31 protein-coding genes and 1 pseudogene are annotated in these 22,223 nt (G+C 46.3%); 24 read left to right on the forward strand and 8 right to left on the reverse strand.

All coding sequences use genetic code 11. The features are described from left to right. Positions 1–6: 6 nt before the first annotated feature. Complete coding sequence (locus tag KNQ02_RS09565; protein WP_214808268.1) at positions 7–549, reverse strand: DedA family protein; 543 nt, start codon at positions 547–549, stop codon at positions 7–9. 144 nt (positions 550–693) lie between these two features. Between KNQ02_RS09565 and KNQ02_RS09570 the strand changes: the two genes are divergently transcribed. Further along, entirely contained in the window at positions 694–2,361 is a 1,668-nt protein-coding gene (locus KNQ02_RS09570; protein ID WP_214801680.1) for a methyl-accepting chemotaxis protein, read from the forward strand. A 64-nt stretch (positions 2,362–2,425) separates the two neighbouring features. Here the strand turns inward: KNQ02_RS09570 and KNQ02_RS09575 are convergent, their stop codons facing one another. Next, on the reverse strand, positions 2,426–2,974 hold the full coding sequence (locus tag KNQ02_RS09575; protein WP_088837134.1) for a DUF4256 domain-containing protein: 549 nt from the start codon (positions 2,972–2,974) through the stop codon (positions 2,426–2,428). A gap of 125 nt (positions 2,975–3,099) precedes the next feature. Further along, entirely contained in the window at positions 3,100–3,642 is a 543-nt protein-coding gene (locus KNQ02_RS09580) for a recombinase family protein (RefSeq protein ID WP_088837135.1), read from the reverse strand. Between the two features lie 170 nt (positions 3,643–3,812). On the opposite strand from KNQ02_RS09580, the gene KNQ02_RS09585 reads away from it, so the two are divergent. Then, positions 3,813–5,276: a SulP family inorganic anion transporter gene (locus tag KNQ02_RS09585; protein WP_214769116.1), complete on the forward strand. Its 1,464-nt coding sequence runs from the start codon at positions 3,813–3,815 to the stop codon at positions 5,274–5,276. Between the two features lie 18 nt (positions 5,277–5,294). Continuing rightward, positions 5,295–5,714 (forward strand): universal stress protein, encoded by a 420-nt coding sequence (locus KNQ02_RS09590; protein WP_029330103.1) that lies wholly within the window; start codon positions 5,295–5,297, stop codon positions 5,712–5,714. Positions 5,715–5,792: 78 nt separating this feature from the next. Here the strand turns inward: KNQ02_RS09590 and KNQ02_RS09595 are convergent, their stop codons facing one another. Then, positions 5,793–6,518 carry a site-2 protease family protein gene (locus KNQ02_RS09595; protein ID WP_214808270.1) on the reverse strand — a complete coding sequence of 242 codons (726 nt, stop codon included), beginning with the start codon at positions 6,516–6,518 and terminating at the stop codon, positions 5,793–5,795. A 12-nt stretch (positions 6,519–6,530) separates the two neighbouring features. After that, a complete protein-coding gene (locus KNQ02_RS09600; protein WP_214801692.1) occupies positions 6,531–6,890 on the reverse strand; it encodes a hypothetical protein in 360 nt (119 codons plus the stop codon). 106 nt (positions 6,891–6,996) lie between these two features. Here KNQ02_RS09600 and KNQ02_RS09605 point away from each other — a divergent pair, with 106 nt between their 5' ends. Then, positions 6,997–7,479, forward strand: a complete 483-nt coding sequence (locus tag KNQ02_RS09605) for an NUDIX hydrolase (protein WP_214808272.1) — start codon at positions 6,997–6,999, stop codon at positions 7,477–7,479. Positions 7,480–7,538: 59 nt separating this feature from the next. On the opposite strand, the gene KNQ02_RS09610 is transcribed toward KNQ02_RS09605, so the two are convergent. Beyond that, entirely contained in the window at positions 7,539–8,165 is a 627-nt protein-coding gene (locus KNQ02_RS09610) for an NAD(P)-dependent oxidoreductase (RefSeq protein ID WP_214808273.1), read from the reverse strand. Positions 8,166–8,296: 131 nt separating this feature from the next. Here KNQ02_RS09610 and KNQ02_RS09615 point away from each other — a divergent pair, with 131 nt between their 5' ends. The 4 genes from KNQ02_RS09615 (at position 8,297) to KNQ02_RS09630 (ending at position 10,995) form a co-directional block, all read left to right on the forward strand. Beyond that, entirely contained in the window at positions 8,297–8,710 is a 414-nt protein-coding gene (locus KNQ02_RS09615) for an Rrf2 family transcriptional regulator (RefSeq protein ID WP_088837142.1), read from the forward strand. A gap of 47 nt (positions 8,711–8,757) precedes the next feature. Next, positions 8,758–9,144: a hypothetical protein gene (locus tag KNQ02_RS09620; protein WP_088837143.1), complete on the forward strand. Its 387-nt coding sequence runs from the start codon at positions 8,758–8,760 to the stop codon at positions 9,142–9,144. Between the two features lie 96 nt (positions 9,145–9,240). After that, positions 9,241–9,933 carry an ABC transporter ATP-binding protein gene (locus tag KNQ02_RS09625; protein WP_214801698.1) on the forward strand — a complete coding sequence of 231 codons (693 nt, stop codon included), beginning with the start codon at positions 9,241–9,243 and terminating at the stop codon, positions 9,931–9,933. Positions 9,934–9,999: 66 nt separating this feature from the next. Further along, positions 10,000–10,995 (forward strand): LLM class flavin-dependent oxidoreductase, encoded by a 996-nt coding sequence (locus KNQ02_RS09630; RefSeq protein ID WP_214808275.1) that lies wholly within the window; start codon positions 10,000–10,002, stop codon positions 10,993–10,995. A gap of 41 nt (positions 10,996–11,036) precedes the next feature. Here KNQ02_RS09630 and KNQ02_RS09635 read toward each other — a convergent pair whose 3' ends face one another. Beyond that, complete coding sequence (locus KNQ02_RS09635; RefSeq protein WP_214808277.1) at positions 11,037–11,765, reverse strand: SDR family oxidoreductase; 729 nt, start codon at positions 11,763–11,765, stop codon at positions 11,037–11,039. Positions 11,766–11,882: 117 nt separating this feature from the next. On the opposite strand from KNQ02_RS09635, the gene KNQ02_RS09640 reads away from it, so the two are divergent. After that, positions 11,883–12,329 (forward strand): hypothetical protein, encoded by a 447-nt coding sequence (locus tag KNQ02_RS09640; RefSeq protein ID WP_214808280.1) that lies wholly within the window; start codon positions 11,883–11,885, stop codon positions 12,327–12,329. A gap of 60 nt (positions 12,330–12,389) precedes the next feature. Then, positions 12,390–13,148: an SDR family oxidoreductase gene (locus KNQ02_RS09645; protein WP_214808282.1), complete on the forward strand. Its 759-nt coding sequence runs from the start codon at positions 12,390–12,392 to the stop codon at positions 13,146–13,148. Between the two features lie 156 nt (positions 13,149–13,304). Here the strand turns inward: KNQ02_RS09645 and KNQ02_RS09650 are convergent, their stop codons facing one another. Then, the gene (locus tag KNQ02_RS09650; protein WP_088837148.1) at positions 13,305–13,688 is read right to left on the reverse strand and encodes a hypothetical protein; all 384 of its coding nucleotides are present in this window, start codon (positions 13,686–13,688) and stop codon (positions 13,305–13,307) included. Between the two features lie 159 nt (positions 13,689–13,847). Here KNQ02_RS09650 and KNQ02_RS09655 point away from each other — a divergent pair, with 159 nt between their 5' ends. The 14 genes and pseudogenes from KNQ02_RS09655 (at position 13,848) to KNQ02_RS09715 (ending at position 22,062) form a co-directional block, all read left to right on the forward strand. Further along, on the forward strand, positions 13,848–14,237 hold the full coding sequence (locus KNQ02_RS09655; RefSeq protein WP_239456893.1) for a hypothetical protein: 390 nt from the start codon (positions 13,848–13,850) through the stop codon (positions 14,235–14,237). A gap of 123 nt (positions 14,238–14,360) precedes the next feature. After that, positions 14,361–14,645: a hypothetical protein gene (locus KNQ02_RS09660; protein ID WP_214808285.1), complete on the forward strand. Its 285-nt coding sequence runs from the start codon at positions 14,361–14,363 to the stop codon at positions 14,643–14,645. Between the two features lie 30 nt (positions 14,646–14,675). Then, positions 14,676–15,164 carry a hypothetical protein gene (locus KNQ02_RS09665; protein WP_214804556.1) on the forward strand — a complete coding sequence of 163 codons (489 nt, stop codon included), beginning with the start codon at positions 14,676–14,678 and terminating at the stop codon, positions 15,162–15,164. A 1-nt stretch (position 15,165) separates the two neighbouring features. Then, a complete protein-coding gene (locus tag KNQ02_RS09670; RefSeq protein WP_214804554.1) occupies positions 15,166–15,870 on the forward strand; it encodes a nucleotidyltransferase domain-containing protein in 705 nt (234 codons plus the stop codon). Between the two features lie 102 nt (positions 15,871–15,972). Further along, entirely contained in the window at positions 15,973–16,599 is a 627-nt protein-coding gene (locus tag KNQ02_RS09675) for a hypothetical protein (protein ID WP_088837153.1), read from the forward strand. A 68-nt stretch (positions 16,600–16,667) separates the two neighbouring features. Beyond that, on the forward strand, positions 16,668–16,991 hold the full coding sequence (locus KNQ02_RS09680; RefSeq protein ID WP_088837154.1) for an antibiotic biosynthesis monooxygenase: 324 nt from the start codon (positions 16,668–16,670) through the stop codon (positions 16,989–16,991). A gap of 271 nt (positions 16,992–17,262) precedes the next feature. Next, the gene (locus tag KNQ02_RS09685) at positions 17,263–17,400 is read left to right on the forward strand and encodes a hypothetical protein (protein ID WP_214808289.1); all 138 of its coding nucleotides are present in this window, start codon (positions 17,263–17,265) and stop codon (positions 17,398–17,400) included. Positions 17,401–18,126: 726 nt separating this feature from the next. Further along, entirely contained in the window at positions 18,127–18,282 is a 156-nt protein-coding gene (locus tag KNQ02_RS15635; RefSeq protein WP_251135053.1) for a DUF2712 domain-containing protein, read from the forward strand. A 12-nt stretch (positions 18,283–18,294) separates the two neighbouring features. Continuing rightward, a pseudogene (locus KNQ02_RS15640) lies at positions 18,295–18,549 on the forward strand (DUF2712 domain-containing protein); the annotation flags it as partial. A 44-nt stretch (positions 18,550–18,593) separates the two neighbouring features. Continuing rightward, positions 18,594–19,364 (forward strand): hypothetical protein, encoded by a 771-nt coding sequence (locus KNQ02_RS09695; protein WP_214769099.1) that lies wholly within the window; start codon positions 18,594–18,596, stop codon positions 19,362–19,364. After that, the gene (locus tag KNQ02_RS09700) at positions 19,354–20,085 is read left to right on the forward strand and encodes a WxPxxD family membrane protein (RefSeq protein ID WP_214769097.1); all 732 of its coding nucleotides are present in this window, start codon (positions 19,354–19,356) and stop codon (positions 20,083–20,085) included. The genes KNQ02_RS09695 and KNQ02_RS09700 overlap by 11 nt, the downstream gene beginning before the upstream one ends. Then, complete coding sequence (locus tag KNQ02_RS15825; RefSeq protein ID WP_214766119.1) at positions 20,085–20,807, forward strand: DUF2705 family protein; 723 nt, start codon at positions 20,085–20,087, stop codon at positions 20,805–20,807. Before KNQ02_RS09700 ends, KNQ02_RS15825 begins: the two co-directional genes overlap by 1 nt. A gap of 9 nt (positions 20,808–20,816) precedes the next feature. After that, positions 20,817–21,467, forward strand: coding sequence for an ABC transporter ATP-binding protein (locus KNQ02_RS09710; RefSeq protein WP_214808292.1), 651 nt, complete (start codon positions 20,817–20,819; stop codon positions 21,465–21,467). Continuing rightward, complete coding sequence (locus KNQ02_RS09715; RefSeq protein ID WP_214766123.1) at positions 21,460–22,062, forward strand: hypothetical protein; 603 nt, start codon at positions 21,460–21,462, stop codon at positions 22,060–22,062. The genes KNQ02_RS09710 and KNQ02_RS09715 overlap by 8 nt, the downstream gene beginning before the upstream one ends. The last annotated feature ends 161 nt before the right edge of the window (positions 22,063–22,223 follow it).

A 22,223-nucleotide genomic window follows, 5' to 3' on the forward strand; every position in this document is an offset into this window, starting at 1 on the left:
CTTCAATCAATCTCTTTTCCTGCTCCAGCAACGAATCACGAGCACAGAAAGCACGACGAACACGACCATCCAGGAGACGTGTTTCATGGCAAATGTGGCAACGAGATCCCAGCGTTCCTTTAGATAGTAACCGCTCGTCATGAAGAGCAAGGACCAGACCGTAAAGGACAGTGCCGTTGAAAGTAAAAATGTCGTCAAGCGAATCCGGACCGTCCCGGCACCAAACGCAAAAACCGTTTTCCAGAGCGGGGACAAGAGCAGGTACCAGCCACCATACTGGCGTAAGTTGTGTTCGGCGCGTTGCAAACGGTCCGGACGTACGTGAAGCCACTTCGTCAGCACATGCAGCAGCCGTTCACCGCCGAAGTAGCCGAGACCATACAAAACGAGTTGCGACAGGACGAATCCGATGACGCCCGTCGCAAGCATCAAAACGTAGGAGAGCTGATTCGTCGCCACTAAAAAGCCGGCATAACTCATGATCAGTTCGGTCGGGATAAAGTGGGCGAACAGGGCGAGAAAGACACCGAGATACCCATAATGGTCCATTCAGATTTGCCAGTTTGTCATGTCATTTCTCCTTTCGAAGTCGTGTAGCGGCAGCCCGCACCAGAAGTTTACCGAATCGTTACACGCCCTTCATAAATGAAACGGTCGACATCTCCGATAGACTCGACGAGGAGATGATACGCCATGAGACCTAGAAAAAGAAAACCATTGCTGAGTGAACAATTGAACGGGTGGTTAATTCCGTTAGTCGGAATCGGCTTACTGACGATTAGTTTACTGAGCGTCTATGAAGTATATCAGACATCGACGAAGTCAGTGACGGAACGGCTCGAACGGGAGTTGACGATGCTCGATACAAGCGTCAAAGCGATTGCGCTGACCTATCCGGAAGCGAATAAAGCGCGGGATCAAGCGGTGAAACGGACGAAAAATCAACAGTTGGCGGATCTTGCGCAAGATGATTATGAAGCTGCGTTCGAAACGTTCCGTACGAAAGATCAGGTTTTCCCGGCAATTGCATTAACGAACACCGAGCAAACCACCGTCCGGCGCGACTTAAACACGAAAACCGTCACGACGGTAACACATGGAGACCGGTTCATCCTGGCAAAAGCGATTCAGGAACTCGATACGATCGTCTTCTTATCGGTCGACCGGGATCAACTGATTGGTCCGGCCAAGGCACTGGCATTCGAACTCGGGACCTTAAGCCTCGCGGTCCTGTTTTTCGTCAGTCTGCTGATCCGCTTCCGGATTAAACAACAGCTGGCCCCGTTATCCGTCCTCTCGCTGAAGATTGAAGAGGCCCACGCGAAACGGAACTATCGGCCGCTTTCACTTAAGACCACCACGTTTGAAGTCGAACAGTTAGTGTTCCAGTACAATCAATTGATGAACCAAATCACAAGCTTGACGGATGAACTGGGCAACACGAGTAACCAGCTCAAACGGATGCAACCGGAATTCATGACTCAGCTATCGGCAACCGAGGAGTCGGTGACCGCGATCTCAGAAGTCGCCACTTCCTTGACCACCCATTCACGGGAAGTGGAATCTGTCGTCGAAGAAACGGATCAACTCCTGCACACCTCCTCGTTAGCGTTAGAACGGATGAATCAATCACTACAAGAGAGTCAACGGACGCTCGTCCAGTTCCAGTCGGAGATCGCACAGGAAGAAACCATTCTTGATGCGTTGAAAATCAGAACGCAGACGTTACATACGTCGTCCGACGTCGTCTTGCGGTCACTACACAGCACACGTGAGAAAAATGATTCGATGAACCACTCCATTCAGCAGATTCAACGCGTCGCTGAGGCGACACGACGGTTATCGCTTAATGCCTTGATAGAAGCCTCGCGCGCCGGTGAAGCGGGGCGTGGTTTCGCAATCGTCGCAAAAGAAGTCGAACTGCTATCGCTTGACGTGACGCACTTGATTCGGAGCATCAATCAAGCCAACGACGAATTGACAGCGAGTGTCACGACGATGGAAGGCGATTTAAGCCAGATGACGACCCACATCAATGACACGTTCCAACAGTTAGGTCAAGCGACGGACGGGATGACCCAGCTATTTTCCGGTTCATCTCGGATTGAAGAAGCATTACGACACGTCGAGCTGGAACGCCATGCGGTCAATACGGTGAATCCAGCAGTCGCCTCGCACCTCAAGACCATCCAGCACACCTTACTGACGTTACAAACGTACGGCAAGACGCTGGGTGATCAAATGAATGTGAACATCGCGCGGCAGGAACAGTTAAAACGTCATGGAGATACGATGCATCAACAGGTCCAACTCCTTGAACGAGCGATTGATGCAAGTGACCACACCTTGACTAGACGGTAAACAAAAAACCAAGACACACTCCAACGTAAGCACGGAGTAACTCTTGGTTTATCTCTGTTTCACGTCACAGCGTCAAGCAGCCGCGAAAGCCACGACTCGCATAATAGGAATCCGCTCCATTGTGATAAACGAATACCGTATCATACCGGCGATCGCAATAAAGCGCACCACCTTGGTCACGAATCGATGATGGCGTTGCAACCCAACTCGACGTTTTGAGGTCCATTGGTTCGAGTGCTTGCAGCATTCGGTATTGCGCTTCTGTCAATAAGCTGACCCCCATCTCCGTTGCCTGTTCGAGCGCACTCGTCGCAGGTGAATTTTTTTTACGCTTCTCGCGGGCAGCCTGGTCATAACAGCAACTGCGGCGACCCGTCGGACTTTCCTTGACGCAATCAAAAAAGGTTAAGTCATCGGGTGCGTCCGGGTCCGTGACGAGATCCGGTTCACCACCGGTCTGTTCCATTCGTTTGATAACCGCTAACGCATCAGGCTGTTGCTGTAAGCGTCTTTCGACATTAGCCCAGTCGACATTCGGGTGCCGGTGCATCTGTTCCTTGAAGCGGGTTTCGAGTTGTTTCAGTACTGTCTGTTCTTCTTCCGTTGCAGTCATGGGGAGTACCTCCATTCTTCATCTATTCGTTACAGTCAGTATACCCACTTTCACTGTAAAATATGAAAAATCCGTGTTTCCTGTCACTTCGGAAGGAAACACGGATTTGATTAACAGGTCTCGCATCATTGCTCCAAATAGCGGTAGAGCGTACTTTTGCTAATCCCCGTTTCCTGACGGATTTCAGCGAGGTTGTACTGTTTGCTTTGATACATTTCGATTGCCCGTTTGACATTGGCATCTGCTTTACGCGGGCGGCCCGTCTGTTTCCCGTCCGCCTTCGCTTTCGTCAACCCTTGGCGTGTCGTCATACTGACGACATCGCTTTGGAGGGCGACAAGATGTTCGACGAGTTCTCGAAACGAGTGCGTGAGCGGTTCGCGGGTATCGATTTGTTCCCGGATTGTCACGAGGTATGCTTGCTTTTGTTCGATTTGTTCAAGCAATTCAATCAAATGGCGCGATGAGTCAGCCAAGACATAAAGTTGCGAGACGACAACCACATCCCCCGTCGCCAGTGAAGCGATTAACTGTTCGAGCGCTTCCCGTCGTTTGGACGAAGCGTGTTCTTCGATGACTTGGCGTTCGGGTTTGAAGGCTTGAACGGCTTCCATTTGAAGGATACATTCCGGATCTTCATAAAACGGACGCATATAACTGATAATCATAAAATTCTCCTCACATCGTACACTAGTCGTAAAATCAATCGTCCCAAAACAGTTCCATTATGATACTTTAAGTGGTACGCTTAACGGACATTCAACGAAACCACCCATTCGGGTCACCCTTAGTATACGGGAAACCCTGTAGGGGTGAAAGGAAAGGTGGAACGAAATTGATGAATTTGACACTCCGGGAACAGTGGTTCTCAAACATCCGCGGTGATATTTTAGCGGGAATCGTCGTCGCCCTCGCATTGATTCCGGAAGCGATCGCCTTCTCGATCATTGCCGGTGTCGATCCGATGGTTGGCTTGTATGCCTCGTTCTGTATCGCCGTCATCATCGCTTTCGTCGGCGGACGTCCGGGAATGATATCGGCAGCGACCGGTGCGATGGCACTCCTGATGGTCCCGCTCGTCAAGGAACACGGACTGGATTATCTATTAGCGGCAACGATTTTAACCGGTGTCATTCAACTCGTATTCGGTATCTTGAAGGTTGCCCGCTTCATGCGGTTCATCCCGAGAGCCGTCATGATTGGTTTCGTCAACGCACTGGCAATCTTGATTTTTATGGCACAAGTCCCGCACTTCGTCGGGATTTCAACGTTGACGTATGTCATTGTCGGCATCACACTCGCCATCATCTATTTGTTGCCGCGCTTGTTCAACGCGGTTCCGGCACCACTCGTTGCCATCATCGTCTTGACGGGACTGACGATTTACTTCGGCTTCGACTTACGGACGGTCGGAGATCTTGGAACGATCGAGCGGTCATTGCCATCGTTCTTCTTACCGGACGTTCCGTTCACATTCGAGACGCTCGGCATCATCTTCCCGTACGCACTCGCCTTGTCGATCGTCGGATTGCTCGAATCGTTGCTGACAGCAACGATTGTCGACGACATGACGGGGACGGAGAGCGAAAAGAACCGCGAAGCACGGGGGCAAGGGATCGCGAACTTCGTCACCGGTTTTTTCGGAGGGATGGCTGGATGTGCGATGATCGGACAATCCGTCATCAACGTTAAATCCGGGGGACGGGGTCGACTTTCGACGCTCGTCGCGGGACTGTTCTTAATGTTCTTAATCATCGTCCTTGGCAACTGGGTCATTCAAATTCCGATGCCGGTTCTTGTCGGGATTATGATCATGGTTTCAATCGGAACATTTGATTGGTCGTCCTTCACCTATATCCGAAAGGCGCCGAAAGCCGATGCAATCGTTATGTTGACGACGGTCATCACGGTCGTCGCAACACATGATTTATCAATCGGAGTCATTACTGGAGTCATCTTGAGCGCCTTGTTCTTTGTCGCGAAAGTCTCAAAAATCAACGTCGTCAAACGACAGGAGAAGGATCAGACGATTTATACCGTCCAGGGACCACTCTTCTTCGCTTCCGTCGATCACTTCATCGCATCTTTTGATTATGAGGTCCACGATACTGCGATCATCATCGATTTCTCATCGACACAAATCTGGGATGATTCAGGAGTCGGTGCCATCGACAAGGTAATGTTACGCTTGATGTCGAATCAGAATAGTATCACGATCCTTGGATTGAATCCGGAAAGTAAACGTCTCGTCGATCGCTTGGCGATTCATAACCGACCGGATTCGAAGTCCTCACCTCATTAACCTGAAGGAGTGATTTGTATGTACAATCATATTCTATTAGCCGTCGACGGTTCTGACCATTCTGTCCGTGCAGCGGAAGAGGCGATTAAACTCGCACGCTTGAACGAATCGAGCAAGATTGAGGTCGTCTTCGTCGCAGACTTCGCGAAAGCACGCGAAGAAGTCTTGCATTCGGAGGGGAGCGGGGCGCTAGAAGTCGCACGGCGACGAAAGCTCGGACCGGTCGAAGAAAAGCTCGAAGCGGCAGGGGTGTCCTATTACGTTACAATCCTCCGCGGGGAACCGGGGCCGGCCATTGTCGAGCATGCGAATCAGCAGCCGACGGATATGACGATCATCGGTAGCCGCGGGTTGAACTCGCTTCAGGAAATGGTCCTCGGCAGCGTCAGCCATAAAGTCGCGAAACGCGTTAAAAGCCCCGTCATGATCGTCAAATGACCGGACGAGGGGATATGCTCTAAACAAAAAACAGACCACTTTGTTGCCGTTGCACACAAAGTGGTCTGTTTTTTGATTTTAAAGGCGCATGCCCGGAGACAGTTTGACGACGCGGTAAAGTATGAAGGCACCGACCAACAGGATCGGATACGTCGTCTCGATGTGTTTGACGAATACAATGAAAATCGGGACGGCAATCAATAGGCCGAGCAGGACATAACTGATTTTGAGTAATCTGCGCTCTTGTTGCCGCAACACGGGGAACCAACCTTCAAACAGCAGCAAAAGCAGTTGTCCGCCGTCGAGCATGATCAGCGGAAGACAGTTCGTCAATCCGAGAAAGAGACTCGTCGCAGCGAGTAACTGAAGCAGGACCGTCACGGTGTAAGGACCGTCCGGCAAAAGAGACGGCAGACTATCAAACAGGAAGTGAACCGGATACGTGACCCACGGTGTTATCAGGTGATACCACCCGGCCACTAGAGATTGTGCCGGATTCATGATTTGCAGGACCGAGAGACAAGCAAGCGGGAAGAGGACGATGCTCATGATTAGTCCCGAAGCGACAAAGACGATCCGTCTACCGCGAGTGACAGCAGCGTCAGCCGGTAAGACATAACCTCCGAGTAACAGCAAACAAAGCTGGTAGGTGACTCCACGGTATGTCGCCCGCGCGAGAACGGGACCGAACCCAACTGACAGGGTGCGGACCTGTATCCGGACGAGCTTGGCACCTGCGACGTGTCCGAGTTCATGGAGGAGCGTCGCCAGCAAAAAAGTCCCCAATAATACGAAATACGACATGATCTGCTCCTTTTAACGCGTTAATTGTTCTTGAAAGATGAGACGAAACTTCGGACGAACGTCGATTTCGATGGTTTGGACGACTTCGTCTTGTTCCAAGGTCAGTAAAATCCGTGCAGCCTCCCGGTCGTCTTGAATGATTTCAAATGACGAAAGTGCCTCTAAGTACATACTCGACAGCAGTCGACCGTCGGAACGCTGATTGACTTGAAGGAAAAACTGACCGCTTGCCGGTGTCAGACGAACGATGAACTGTTCGACGGCATTTTGAAAGCGGTACGTCGATTCGTCGTAATAGAAGAGTGGAACCGGTTCACCCGGGTTTACTGAAAATAAGGACAACAGATCTAGTTCTTTAGGAAACGACTTCACGAAAATCCACTCTTTTGGTAAAATGAACTGACTTTCATATCATACAGTATTTTACAAAAGAGGGTACAGTGAAATTGGAAGCAATCGTAACAAAGGAGGACAACACGTGGGATACATAACAGAATTAAGAAAATTCATCGGCAGTCGACCGATCATCAGCGTCGGTGCGACAATCCTCGTCATCAATGAACAAGGACAACTTTTGTTCCAACACCGTTCCGATACAAACGATTGGGGATTACCGGGCGGCTCGATGGAACTCGGGGAAACATTAGAAGAAGTCGCAATCCGGGAATTATATGAAGAAACGGGACTTGTGACGGACAAGGTCAAACTCATTGGTGTCTTTTCCGGACCACGCTACCAGTTCACATATCCGAACGGAGACCAGACGGATAGTGTGATCAACCTGTTCCACGCGCACGAAGTCACGGGGACATTACAAATCAATGATGACGAAAGTTTTGACTTGGCATACTTCAGTCAAGATGCGCTCCCGGAAAAAATCGAAAAACGGGCACATGCCCTACTACAGGAGTCAGGTGCCGCGATTTGGGCATTACATCACTCTTTTGAAGTAAAGGATTAAACCAAGCATGACAAAAAAGCGCCCGACGTCCTTTTGAACAGGACATCGGGCGTTATCTGTTACTTCGAGACAACTGAAATGCGCTCTTTATCATGGCGATTGTGTTCGACCTCATCCGCAATGGCGACGGCATAATCGGCGTAACTGATGTAACTGTCACCTGCTGCATTGACAGTCAAGACGTCTGAAGCGAGTTGGTACGTTCCTGTCCGTTCACCTTCCGGATCGAAGAAGGCTGCCGGACTGACGAACGTCCAATGTAAGTCGGTCGCCTGTTCCAAATCAATCAGGTTAAGCGTCTGACTTTTCGCCGTCGGAAGGTATGCTTCCGGGAAATCCGGTGTATCTGCTAAGCGTGTCGTCTGTTCCCGGTCGACGAACAGGCTGCCGGCTCCGCCGACGACGATTAAACGCGTCGCCGTTCCGGATAATGCCTCCATCAAATGGCGACCGAGTTCGACGTGCTGCAGTTCATCTCCTGGCGCTGCACCAAAGGCATTGATGACGACGTCGAATCCCGACAGGTCGTCCTTCGTCAATGCAAACGCGTCTTTTTCGAGGACGGAGTCGTGTGTCGTCCGGGTTACATTACGGACGATTGCCGTTAATGCATGACCTCTTTCTGCTAATTCTTTTAAAATGGTTCGTCCTGCTTTCCCACTTGCACCGATGATCGCAACTTTCATCTCACATCTCCTCCTTTTAAGTTTATGTAGCATGACACTTGTAATCATTTTAGTTACAAAAATTTATTCTGTCAAGGAAATTGACAAAAAAACATCCCCTCACTAAACTGAAGATATTGGTGGTGAAAACAATGATCAATAGTCGACTAGCGGTCGCAGTGCATATACTCGCTTTAATCAGTTCAAGTGAAGAACAACCGATGTCTTCCGAAATCATTGCCGGGAGTGTCAATACGAACCCTGTCGTCATCCGTCGCCTGACCGGTCTCCTGCGAAAAGCAGGACTGCTCAAGACACAGGCGGGACGGACCGGTGCAATCCTGACACTAAAGCCGGAAGACATCACATTGCTGATGGTCTATCGTGCTGTTGAGCCGAAAGAAGACTTATTCATGATGCATGAGTCCCCGAATCCGAATTGTCCGATCGGCCGCGAGATTCAAGGCGCGCTCGAGACGACGTTCAGCCGGGCTCAACAGGCGTTAGAAGCAGAACTCGCAGCAGAAACGTTAGCTGATGTCGTCCATCGTCTCATTCCGAGATGATGGTGGTCGTGTCTAGATTTGTAAACGGATTCAAAGGAGGATAAACGATGCGCTTAGTCAGTTACTCTGCTGTGAGTGTCCTTTTATCGTTTTTATGTTTTACGGGTTATGCGCTGTTAAACAACTTAGAAAATGAATTTCTTTATCAATTTGGAACGTTTGCCGTGACACTTTTTTCATTTTTGTTCGGGATTCCCATGTTATGGATTGCCGGGCGGTACCCTTTACCGTTACGTCTCCTGATTTATCTGACGACGTTGACCTTCGCCATTCTCTTGTTTATCGGTGGTTATCAAGCGTTTGGTCAATCATCCATCGATATCCAACTGAACGTGCTCGGAATCGTTCGCTTTGCCGTCATCGCCTGTCTGTTTTATGTGATTCCGTATGAAGTCTGTGCAAAACGGGTTAAACGTCCCTCTGTCTCGACGTAAAACGATCTTTTTTTAAAGGTCGTTTTTGTTTTGCAGGAATTTCCAAATATATCACGAATTCCATTCAGGACAAGATGAATTTAAGGAGGAAATCAGATGAAGGATACATTTCAGTGTCAGGACATCGGTAAATCATTTTCAGGGGACGGTATCGAAACGAAGGCACTTGACGCCGTCAATCTGACGCTCGACGCAGGTGATTTCATCTCAATCATCGGACCGTCTGGATCAGGGAAATCGACATTGCTTAGTCTGATCGGGACACTCGACCGTCCGACGACGGGGCAACTGCTGTACGGTGACCAACCGATCAATCAGTTGAAGAGCAAAGAACTGTCTGATTTCCGGTTCGAGAACGTCGGATTTATCTTCCAACAGTTTCATTTGATTCCGACGTTGACGGCACTTGAAAATGTGATGGCTCCATTGTTCGGACGCAAAGTTTCCTATGATAAGAAGGAGCGGGCACTTGCCTTACTCGACCAAGTCGGTCTTGCAGAAAAAGCCAGCTCGTTGCCGTCCCAGCTCTCCGGCGGACAACAGCAGCGTGTCGCCGTCGCCCGGGCACTCGTCCATGAGCCGAAGTGGCTCCTCGCGGATGAACCGACGGGGAACCTCGATACGGAAACCGGGGAAATCATCTTTCAACTTTTAAAACGGTTGAACGCTGAAAAAGGATGTGGCGTCTTATTTGTCACCCATGACCCGGAGCTTGCTGACCGCGCCAATCGAAAAATCGAGATGAAGGACGGACTCGTCATCGCGGACTCGCGACTCGTCACGGTCTGACGGAGCACCGATTTTGTTTTCGGACGGCTGACCCTTTACACTTATCAGTAAAGGAGGCGACGCACGATGCGACTTGGCATACTCGATCAAGTCCCGCTCCACGAAGGGGATACGATCGAACACACGATGATGCGAACAAAACGACTCGTCGAAGCAGCAGAACAGCTTGGTTATGAGCGCTACTGGTTCGCCGAACACCATAATACGAATGGTTTACTTAGCGCGGCGCCTGAATTATTCATTGCCCGGATGGGGAGTGAGACAAAAACGATTAAGCTCGGGACAGGCGGCGTCCTGTTGCCGCAGTACCGCCCATTAAAAGTCGCGGAAAACTTTTCGACGCTCGAAGCCTTTTATCCGGGACGGATCGAACTCGGAATCGGCAGTTCACCAGGCGGGAGCGAGCGGACACGAAGTGCCTTGACGGACGGGGAAGCGAATAAGTATTCTGAGTTCCCACGCTTGATGGATGAATTGTCCGGTTTTTTAACTGATTCGTTGTCCGCAAAGCATCCGTTTCGGATCGTCAAGTCGACGCCGCGCCTCACGCAAACGGCTCCCCTCTATTTACTCGGCCTGTCACCGAACAGCGCAAGGCTCGCGGCAGAGCGGGGGATGGGGCTTGTCTTCGGTCATTTCATCAATCCGGACCGCTGGGAAGAGACGCTCCGGACATACCGCGAGCAGTTCATTCCGAGTGCGCAGTTCAAGGAGCCGACGGTCATCGTCTGTGTGTTTGCGATCTGTGCCGAAACGACAACAGAAGCAGAACAGTTGGCGACGACACAAGATGCTTGGATTCAAGGGATCCGGCTCGGAAACTCGATCGTCCCGTCGTTTGATACCGTCGGGACGAAGGACTGGAACCCGGAACAATTAAAACGGATCCAACATGACCGGCGCCGGACTATCGTCGGGACGGCGACGGAAGTCGAAGCAGCACTCGAACAGTTGGCAACCCGGTACGGGACGAATCAATTTTTGTTAATCAACAATGCTTACGACCAAGACAAACGGCTCGACTCGTATCGGTTGATCGCCGAACAGATGTTACAGCACTAAAGAACGGCCGACGATGTGTCGGCCGTTCTTGTATACTCCACTTATTTTTGTGCAGTCGGACGAATCAGGATTTCATTGATTGACACATCATCCGGTTCACTGACCGCATAGTTGATTGCCCGAGCAATCGCGTCGGCATCAATCGCCTGCATGTTGCCGATCCCTTGTTTGATGTCTTCATCCGTGATGTGGTCTTTTAACTCCGTATCGACGGCTCCCGGTGAAATGATTGTCGCGCGAATGTTATTGTCGACCGATTCTTCCTTCCGGAGACCTTCCGTAATCGCACGAACGGCAAACTTCGTTCCGCTGTAGACAGCGCTTGACGGCATGACTTCGTGACCTGCGACGGACGAGATGTTGATGATATGCCCTGATTTTTGTTTTCGCATGTACGGAAGGACAGCCCCGATTCCGTAAAGAACGCCTTTAATGTTGACGTCAACCATCGTATCCCATTCATCCTGTTTGTTTTTATGGAGTTGCGACAACGGCATCAGACCGGCATTGTTGACGAGGACGTCGACTGATCCGTACGTCTCCTGTGCCAGTTTCGCGAGTTGTTCGAGTTGCTCCGTCTTTGTCACGTCCGTCACTTGATAGACCGCTTGACCACCGAGCTGCTCGATTTCTTCTTTTAATGCTTGCAACCGCTCTTCACGACGTGCTGCGAGGACAAGTTTTGCACCATTCTTCGCAAGTAACTTCGCTGTGGCTTCCCCGATACCACTTGATGCACCTGTAATGATGACGACTTTGTTTTCAGCCATGATTGATAACCTCCTGTAGTAGTTGCTTCACTGATTTATGCTCACTGTTGAGTTATTGCCTGTTTTGCTGCAGGACAAACCTTCGGATGACACTTATGAAAAAAGGAGCTGGTTCGTATGAAACGACGGACGATTCGTTTAATCGTCATCTTACTTGTGATTGGATTGATTTTCATCATCGAACCATTCCGAAATCAACCGCCGCTTCCTGACGTGTCGGTCGGAAACCAAACGATCCCGACGCAGCAAGGGTCCTATTGCTGGCATGGTCTCATACGGGGACAATGTGTCGACTATATCTACACGAACCCGCTCGAAATGACAGAAAAATTGAAGCCGACCGTGGTCCGACCGGAGTCACCGATTACGATTGCCTTTCATGACGGCCCTGCGCCGGACGATTTAAAAATCGAACAGTGGCAAGATGCAGGGACAAGACAGACGGTTCCGCTGCAAGGCGAACAACTCAAAGCACCTGATGCGCGCGGAATCTATGTGTATCATGTCCTTGCTGATTGGGAGCAAGGGGACGGGAACTCGGCTTTCGTGATTGAAGTGAAATGACACGTCGAAACGGGTAAAGACGAGTAAGGTCGTCGTGTTTAAGCAGAGAGGATGAAAAACATGAGACTCGAAAACAAAGTGGCCATCGTGACCGGGGCGGCGTCCGGAATGGGCAAGAGCATCGCGGAGCGGTTTGCAGCAGAAGGAGCACGTGTCATCGTGTCTGACATTCAGCTGGACGGGGCAAACGCAGTAGTCGCGGCGATTGAAGCAGCCGGTGGGACGGCGACCGCCATCAAAACGGATGTCACGTCTGCTGAAGCGATCAAACAACTGTTTGACGAGACGTTAACGGCTTACGGACAACTTGATATCCTTGTCAACAATGCCGGAATCATGGACGGGATGGAAGGGGTCGACGAGCTGAACGATGAACGCTGGGACCGCGTCCTCGCCATCAATACGACGGCGGTCATGCGGACGATACGGCTCGCGATTCCCTTATTTCGTGCACAAGGTTCCGGAAACATCATCAACAACATCTCAATCGGTGGACTAAACGGAGCGCGTGCCGGTGCTGCGTACGCCGCCTCCAAACACGCTGTCGTCGGTCTGACGAAAAACACGGCGTTCATGTATGCACAAGAAGGGATTCGCTGTAACGGAATCGCGCCCGGTGCCGTCGAGACGAACATCGGACAATCGATGACGAACATCAGTGAGTTCGGGATGGGACGGACGATGCTCGGGATGGGCTTGAACCCCAGAACCGGACAACCTGACGAAATCGCACAGCTCGCTTTGTTTCTTGCATCAGACGACGCGAGTTTCATCAATGGGGCAATCGTCGTTGCAGACGGGGGATGGAGTGCCTATTAGGCCGATAAGACGAGAGCATATACTATAATAGGGCAATAGGCTGTAGCGTAATCAAGATGACGGACATCCCCGTCATCTTTTAATTTGTCCGAAAGCAAATAACGCTTGTTCAATCCGATTTTTTAATAAAATACATAAGAAAAACGAATCTCACTGTTAACGATCAACAGTAAAAATCCGTTCGCGGACAGTCGTTGTTTTCAATTGTTTCCGGGCATCAATCGAGTCACGGATATGTATAATGTATTGTCGTCCTTTCCGATACCCAGAGCGAGGCGGTTTAATCCGCAACTCTTTCCCATCGATGACAACGAGTTCATTTTGCATCCGTTCCCCCGTCGAATCCGTGACGGTAACGGTTCGGTTCGAAACTTGATCAGCGCGGAGTCCATGTGAAAATTCAATAGCGAATGTATGATACGTCGAAATCGAACGTGTCCGTGATTTGAAGTGCGGGTCGTCTGTTCGTGCTTCAAGGGAACAGTAACACCCTGTGAAGACTAAACAAACAGTCAGGATAATGGAAAATAACGGTTTCAAAACAAGGCTCCTTTCGTCATTTACTTCATTTTAATACAAAATATGGTAGTATTCAATCCGTCTCAGGACGGAATACTAAAATTTTTTCTTCAAGGAAGGTGGAGTGGGGTGGTATACTCGAAAGCGAGAGAAAGGCAGTGAGAGCGTATGACAGAAAGCATGAGAGAAATTATCGTCTCCATCCGGACAAGTTATGATTTTAAAGCAGACCAGGGACGTGCCGTCCGCGTCGTCGAGTTTCACGGGCGTCGGACGACGACGATCGACACCATCAAACAATCGACACCGAAGCGGATGATTTTGCTCGAGATGATTCGGGCCGTCAATTCATTTAAAGAACCATTCCATATCATTTTTAATGTCGAATGTAATTTCGGCTTTAAATATTTGAATGATGAACGCAAGTGGGAAAACCGCGATCTTGGTGATACGTTTAACGAAGCGATCAAGCAAGGCGGGCACACGTTCGAATTACGTGACAGCTCTTTTTACGAAGGTGGAAAAGACCTGCAAAAATGGTTACTCAACATCTTAAAGAAAGCAGACTGAGTCGGTCTGAAGGGGGGTTCTATCGTTACCGATAGGATTCCTTTTTTCTTTAGGACTCCCGTGACTTACTAATATGTGGTAAATTTGTTGGAAGAAAGATTCTTTTTAAGAGGAGGTACGCTCTTGAATCATGTATTGCGTCGGTCGATTCCTGTCGTCGTCAGCTCCTCGATCCTCTATTTGATTGTCTCGAGTCTCGTCTTGAGCGGCTATTTCCGAATCGCCGTCGCCGATCCGTTCAGTTGGCTGTTTCACTTGGGAATTTTGCTGTCGGCCTGTTCGATCGTACTACTCAGTCAAATGCGACACGTGTATACCGGCATCCTGCAAATCATGTTAGTGTGTCTGCTGCTTACGATGACCGGACTCATGACGGTGATGTATGGACTGGAAATCATCTTGAACTGACTTAAAACTTACATGAAGAGGTGTCTACAGATGAACAAAGAAGACCATCAACTTGCGAGAAAACTTTTAACGACCTACTTAACCGGAACCCAACTCGCGACGATTCACTTGGCGAGTTTCGTCAGCCTGGATTTCATTAATCTCTACGATACGATGAACCCGGAAATTTCGTTACGGATTGAAACCGATCGCCTCTATTACGGGGACGTCGAATCGTCAAAAGACTGGGTCGTCCGCCATATGACGAAAGAAGAGATGTTGCATCTGATTGTGACTTTACATACAGAACGGATTACCGGTGTACGCATCGGAAAAACGATTCCGCACCTTTTTCTGACGTTCAGTTCCGGGAAGACACTCGTCGTCAACGGCTCGGATACGTATTACGAATCCTGGACGGTCGATTTACGGTTGAACGCCGAAGCGACGGCCTCAATCGTCGCTGTACCGGGAGATGAAGTGGCCGTTTTCTCCAGTGATAACGCCTTATTCCAAGATCAAGATCGAGTCATGGATTGATATGAATCCAGAAATTCTTACACTTACGAATGAACTGGTGGCTGAACGATTCCCTGAATCCTTAGCTGCAATGATTGCCGGCAGTCATGTCCGCGGACGGGCGACAACAACGTCTGACATCGACCTGATTGTCCTCATGCCAACAGGATCACGCACCTACCGGGAGTCGTTTCTGTATGAAGGACACCCCGTCGAAGCATTCATTTATACGGAAGCGACGATTGGTGATTTTTTCGACGCTGACCGTGCGCGTCGTCGTCCGTCGCTGCAACGGATGGTCGCGGAAGCGGTGCCGGTCCGGGTGCATCCACTCGTCGACCGGTTGAAAACGGAAGCGTCGCGCCAATTGCTTGCCGGACCAACGCGATGGACGGTTGAACAATTAAATCAGAATCGCTATTTTTTGACGGATCTGCTCGATGACTTCATTGGGGTAGAGGACCGGACGGAAGGACTCGCCATCGCAACACGTCTTTTCGATCAAGCAGCTGCCTTTCACTTAACGGCATCCGGACGCTGGCTCGGTCAAGGAAAATGGTTGCCGCGTGAACTCGCCGCCCTCAGTCAAGCAGATGCTGACCGATTCACGGATGCTTTCGAACGTTATTTCCGTCATGATGAGAAACAACCGGTCATTCAGTTGATCGAGACGTGGCTAACACAACATGGCGGACGACACTTTGATGGATTTTCCATCGGGACATAAGACCTGCTCTTGTTGCGACGAGCAGGTCTTTGTTATGCTAAAGAACTAGACGAAACCATCAATCGGTTGAACGGACCGTCGCTTACACAAGGAGAGAATCGCATGAAGAAACAACTTGTATGGCTCATCAGCAGTTTCCTCGTCGGGATCGGTTGTTTCTTATTTTTACAACACGACAACCATTCCGCAGCGTTCCATGATCCGGCCCCTGAGTTAACACCGCAAGCGGTCGTCGCCGGTTTCAACAAAGATGCGACCATTCAGCTTACGACGAAAGAGGTCTACTGGACAGAAACATTAAGCGATACACAGGCAATCGCTTATGCTGAGACGAAGACGACGCGCTATTTGATTGTGTTACGGCGCAACGAGGCAACGTACGTCGTCACTCACGTCACACGCCGTACCGTACACGACGGACAAGAGTGGGCGGAAGCGGATGTCATCGATACGGACGCCGGCCGTTTCCTGATTGTCGTCGGTGAAAATCACCATCGCCTGATTGATCATTTGACGGTAGCACCATTCAAGGTTGCAGTCACGAACGGCGCAGAAGAGATCCGTGCCATCGAAGCGATGACGCGTACATTTGACGTCGCAACGAAGGAACGGTTCCATACGGTGCAAAAGCTCCCACAAGCTTTTCCGAAATCACTGTTCTTTGATCTCCACGCGGTCGACGCCTCAGGCGCAGAACGGTTTCGCTTCCTATCGAACACCATCGACTGAAGCATCAAGAGTGGGCACTCGTCTTCTCGTTCGGTATACTAGTTGCAGTGAACAAGGGAGGAATCGGTATGTGGATTGTAATGAATCAACTACGCGTTGTCAAAGGGAAGTCCGATCAAGTTGCGGCGCGCTTTAAGACGACAAAAGGGATTGAACAGATGGAAGGATTTATCCGGATGCAAGTGCTCGTCGATATTAGTCAGGACGAACACGATGTCGTGACGATCATGACGACATGGGGAAAACAAGCAGATTTCCACGCCTGGCAAGCGAGCCAAGCATATAAAGGCGTCCATAAAAAACGAGACGCTGGGACTTCTGAAGTCAAACCACTTGTCCTCTCGAATGCCGTGACGGAATATGCCGTCGTCGCCGATCATCCGCATCTCTAAAAAATGCCTGACACCCGTTCTTCGGATGTCAGGCATTTCAGCGTGTAGACAAACTAGATGGAAGGTCACTTGAATGTGATCTCCCATCTTTTTTTGCTCTCTCTTTCCTCCCTAATCGTCTTCCTGTGGCAAACATCGCGCCGCTTCGCTTCGCTGCAGGGTCGCTCCTGTTTGCTTTCCACTAGGAAGCGATTAGATCGGAAATCGAGGCTTTTTTAGCTTTCTTTCATATTATAAAGTAAAAGAAATATACCACGAAGGAGGGTTTCCCATGATGGGAAAACGAAATCAACCCCATCGTTCTGAAAACATCACGGTCACACTCGAACAATTGGTTCCTGCGGACCACTTGGTCCGCAAGGTCGATCTGGTGATGGACTTTCAATTCATCTATCCATTTGTATCATGAGTGTGTTCCTGTATCTTCTACAAAAATATGTAAAGCCACTGAAGACGATTTTATCTTCAAATCCCTTGATGGTCTTTGCGGCAATAGGAAGAAAAAACCGTTCATTTTAGTCAATCTTTCGTTTTTAAATAAAACATAAAAAAAGTGGTGTTTTCGAAATCGAGAACATCACTTTTTTATTAGAATGAAACAAGAAAAAGAAAGTCATTAATATTTAAGGTTTTATAAACAACAAAATTAATTATGAATCAGTATAAAACTTATTTATTTTATTTGAAACGCTATACATCGTGTTGTTCAAAATGTTCAATCACTCGATGGAAATAAATATTCACCTGACAAAAGTAAGATAAAAGGCTTAATTTTTAAAAGGTGGACAGTAAACCTATTTGATATAAGTAAAACTATCTGTAACTCTCAAAAGCTCTTGAGAGAAAATTAAAGAATTTAAGCACTACACAATTTGTTAAATCCGAAATGTAAGTCAATATTTTCAAGTTGTAATTTTAATTGATAAATATTAGTTTTTTTATTTTTTTATAAAATAATTATGTTCAAATTAATGTTTTATTGAAAAATAAATTTTAAATATTTCCATAAAGGTAATTTAAGTAATAAAATTCTTTTAAATGATAAAATAAATTTCTTAATGTAAAATAATATAAGTAAAATATGTGATATATTTTCATTGAATTACCAATATAATTTCTAGAAGGAAAAAGAACTATGAAAGTACAAAAGAAATTAGTAAACACAGGAATGGCTTTAGCACTAGGACTTGGTGTCCTAGGAACATCGTCAGTTGCATTGGCTTCTAATGATAACATTGGATACAGAATTACTTTAAAATCCAATTATGGTAATAATTATAATGGCAAATGATACCGTCAAACGGAAAATACAGCTAACAAGTGGAAAGTAAACATGAGTTACACTTCTAAAGGAACAGGAAAAATCGCTACATACTGGTTGGATAAATCAGGAACTCAAGTTTCCAACACAGTTGATGTTCAACAAGGCGGGGGCAGTTATTATCGATCTGCTAAACAAACAGCGAGTAAATCGTATGTTTGTTTAGCAGCAGAAAATAATAACTACACTTCTACGACTTATACTGTAAGTGGTTACTGGGACGAAGAAACTGATTAATTTTTAAAGATGATGAATAAAGTGAAAGAAGGGACGATGGTTTTATGATTAAAAGTCAATTGTTGAATCTGTATAAAAATCGTATGAGTAGAATCTTATTCTTGATCATTGTATGCATTCCAATGGTTGAAATCTTTTTATTGACGAGACAACAACAGTTGTCGGATGAAGTTTATCAGCCTGTATTTGCTTCTTTTTTAACTGGGTCAAGTATTGGTCATGCACCTCAAATTATTTTATTATGGTTTTTGCCTATTTACTTACTGTTATTAGGTGGAGACAATGCAATTCAAGACTATAAAACAGGATATCGAAAAATACTGATTAGTAAAATCGGTCGAAAAGCTTACTTTGCTCAAAAATTATTTATTTCTTTTGTAACTTCTTTCTGTACGATTTTGACTTCTTTAATGCTGAATTTGGTGTTAGTACATATTGTTTTTTGGGGTGGCACATTATCGGGCGGTAAAACTGAACTCAAGTTTGATGACAATCCGCTGTTTAATTTTAGTATCGCTAACCCATTAACCACAGCTCTTTTATACATTTTCTTCTTTTCACTCATTGCAGGATTAGTAGGAATGCTTGGAACGAGTATTAGTTTGTTTTTCTTGGATAAAAAAATAGCATACGCTGCAACATTCTTTGTCTGGTTCTTACTCGTTTTAAAGAAAGACTCTATCTTATTGTTGCTTCAACCCTTTACTGAGTATGGATTTGCTGACTTGACGAATATCTTTTTCCTGTCTTTATTAGTTTTATGTCTGTTCCCGCTGACTATTTATGTGTATGGAGTAAAATTCAATGAAGACTAAAAAAATCAGTGCAGTAGTGGGTGTGGTCCTGTTTTTAATCTTTATTTGGAATACTCAAACGAAGGCTAGTTTAAGTAACCCCTATTTAAAGACAGGTGACCTTACATATGACGATATCTTATTAATTGCCAACAACAGTGCGTTCGGATTTAGTTCGATCCAAGCATATTCCTTATTCTATGTAGCACCGTTTTTGATATTACTGAATAGTTTCTTTTCGCGAGAAGCTAAATGGTCTATTACACGGTTCAAGTCTCGTCAACAATACTTCTTCCTAAGAGTTAGACAGATTTTGCTCACTGCGTTTCTCTTTTCACTTACGCACTCCGTGATCAATTTAGGAATGTCCTATCAACATTTTCCGAGTGAAGTCTTAGAAAGTAATCATTTTTTGAAGATTGTCTTTTTAAACACGATCAGTCTTTTCTTATTCTATAGCTTCGTGGGGATTCTGTATGAATTGGTAAAAGATCTTGTAAATTCCTCGACCAAGTCCTTCTTCATCGTAGTCTTTACTATTGGTCTGCTTTTCTTTATGGAAAAATTATTGTTAAGTCAAATATGGGGTCCGCTAAAAGATTTATCAATGTACAACAAAATGCTTGAGGGAGAATGGGGCGTCTTAGATATTGCGCTTATCTTTATCCGACAATTTTTCTTTGCTGCATTTGCCTCTAGTCTCGGTCTTGCTGCCTTTGTTAGAAAGGATATGTACAAATAATGATAAAAAACAAACGTTTATTTGTATTAGTACTTCTTTCGATTATTGTTCAAATGATCTTCTTAAAGTTTTCGAGCTTAGAGATGTCCCGATTTCCTTTCTTGGATGGGGTACCATTGACATCGAGTAGAATGTTGACGTACCAGTACTTACTCTATTGGTACTTCCCGGTAATCGTCATGAGTTTCTATTTTTCAGGAAACCTAAGAGAAGCAATTCGATTTAAAGGAATCCCCTATATTACTAGAAGATATAGCAAGAATATGTTCATGATGAAGCAATTCCTGTCCATGTTCTTGTCTTTAGTATTCTTTATCTCTTTTCAATTTCTTATATTTCGATTGTTTAAAGTCAATACTTATGATTTATCGGTCGATACATATACGTATATGATGGTAATCTATGTTGGCAGCTTAGTCGTAATGTTTTCGATACAAATGTACATGGAGCTTTTGTTTAAATCGGAAATCGCTCAGCTCATCGTAAGCATTTATATTCTTGTTCCAACCTTACTGAGCGCCGAGTTTCAAAAGACAGCTATGCTTTCAAACTATTTCTTTTTATCGAACTATGCAATGGGGTTGCGCAACGGTTTAAATGACTGGGATTTCCTCTCGAGTAACATCGTCAATAGTTCATATGGAATGATTGGTATCATGTTACTAGAAATTTTATTGGTATGGCTGTCAATTCAACGATTTAAAAAATTAGACATAATGTAGGTGAAGATAATGATTAAAGTAGAGAATGTAAGTAAAGAGATAAAAAGAAAAGCTGTCTTGAAAGACATCACTGTTGAATTTTTACCAGGTCAAATTTATGGCGTATTTGGAAGAAACGGCTCGGGTAAAACGATGTTACTCCGATCTATTGCCGGATTAATCGTACCTACTGCCGGCACAGTAAAGATTAACGACGAAGTACTTCATGAGAAAATATCGTTTCCACCAAGTTTAGGCATCATTATTGAAAACATGGAACTGTTACCACAGTATGATGCAATGACAAATTTAAAAATTCTCGCGAAAATTAGAAAAGTAGCGACCGAACAAGATATGATTGAGGCAATCGAAGCAGTAGGTTTAGATCCGACATCAAAGTTGAAGGTGAAGAAGTATTCTTTAGGAATGAAACAAAGATTGAACATTGCACAAGCAATTTTTGAAAAGCCGGACATTATCTTGTTAGATGAACCGACCAATGCTATCGATCAGAGTGGTGTCAACTTGATTCAAGAGTTATTGGTTCGTGAAAAGCAAAGAGGCGCAACTATTCTCGTGTCGAGTCATCAAAAAGAAGACATCGAAAAAATATGTGACCACGTAATTTATATGGATGAAGGACGTATTGTAGTCGACCAGGGACGAATCGTAAATGAATAAGAATAAGAAAGTGATATTTGTACTACTAATGTGCGTGTGTATCGCCTCTATTACGTATCCATATGTATCTAACTTTTTCACACATAAAGAGCAAGATGCACTGCAGCAAGTTACTTTAAAGTCTGGTGAGTATAAAGTCGGAGAAGATTTTCCCGAAGGTCAATACGATATTCAATCTACTAGTGATGACGCCATGTTTATGCAGAAAAAAATGAGCAACAATGACAAGTGGATGGGAATTTCATTTAGTGACGGTGAGTCAATTCCTTTGAAGGGAACCTTTATACTTACACCCTCTAAGCGGAAGCCTTTAAAAACTGACGATACGGGAAAATATGAAATCTCGAATTCTGGCTACTATGAAATTGGCAATCAGATACCTGCAGGTAAGTATATGCTTACATATGAATCACAAAGTAGCATGATTGAAAAGCCACTGATACAAATCTTATCTAAAAAACGTAGTATACTTAAAGGGTACTCATTTGAGGGAGCTAAACAATATACAATCGAGTTAAAAAAAGAAGAAATTCTAGAAATCCATAAGTCACTGTTCAAAGAGAATAATGCAGGTGTCATTTTAAATCCAATGTGAGGGTAAAACGAAAAATTTTCAAATTACTCAAAAAGAAACGTTAACCCTTATTTCCTCTTGAAATGAGGGTTTCAGCGTGTAGACAAACTAGATGGAAGGTCACTTGAATGTGATCTCCCATCTTTTTTTGCTCTCTCTTTCCTCCCTAATCGTCTTCCTGT

The sequence above is a fragment of the Exiguobacterium sp. s102 genome, from assembly GCF_018618635.1.
Taxonomy (GTDB): Bacteria; Bacillota; Bacilli; order Exiguobacteriales; family Exiguobacteriaceae; genus Exiguobacterium_A; species Exiguobacterium_A oxidotolerans.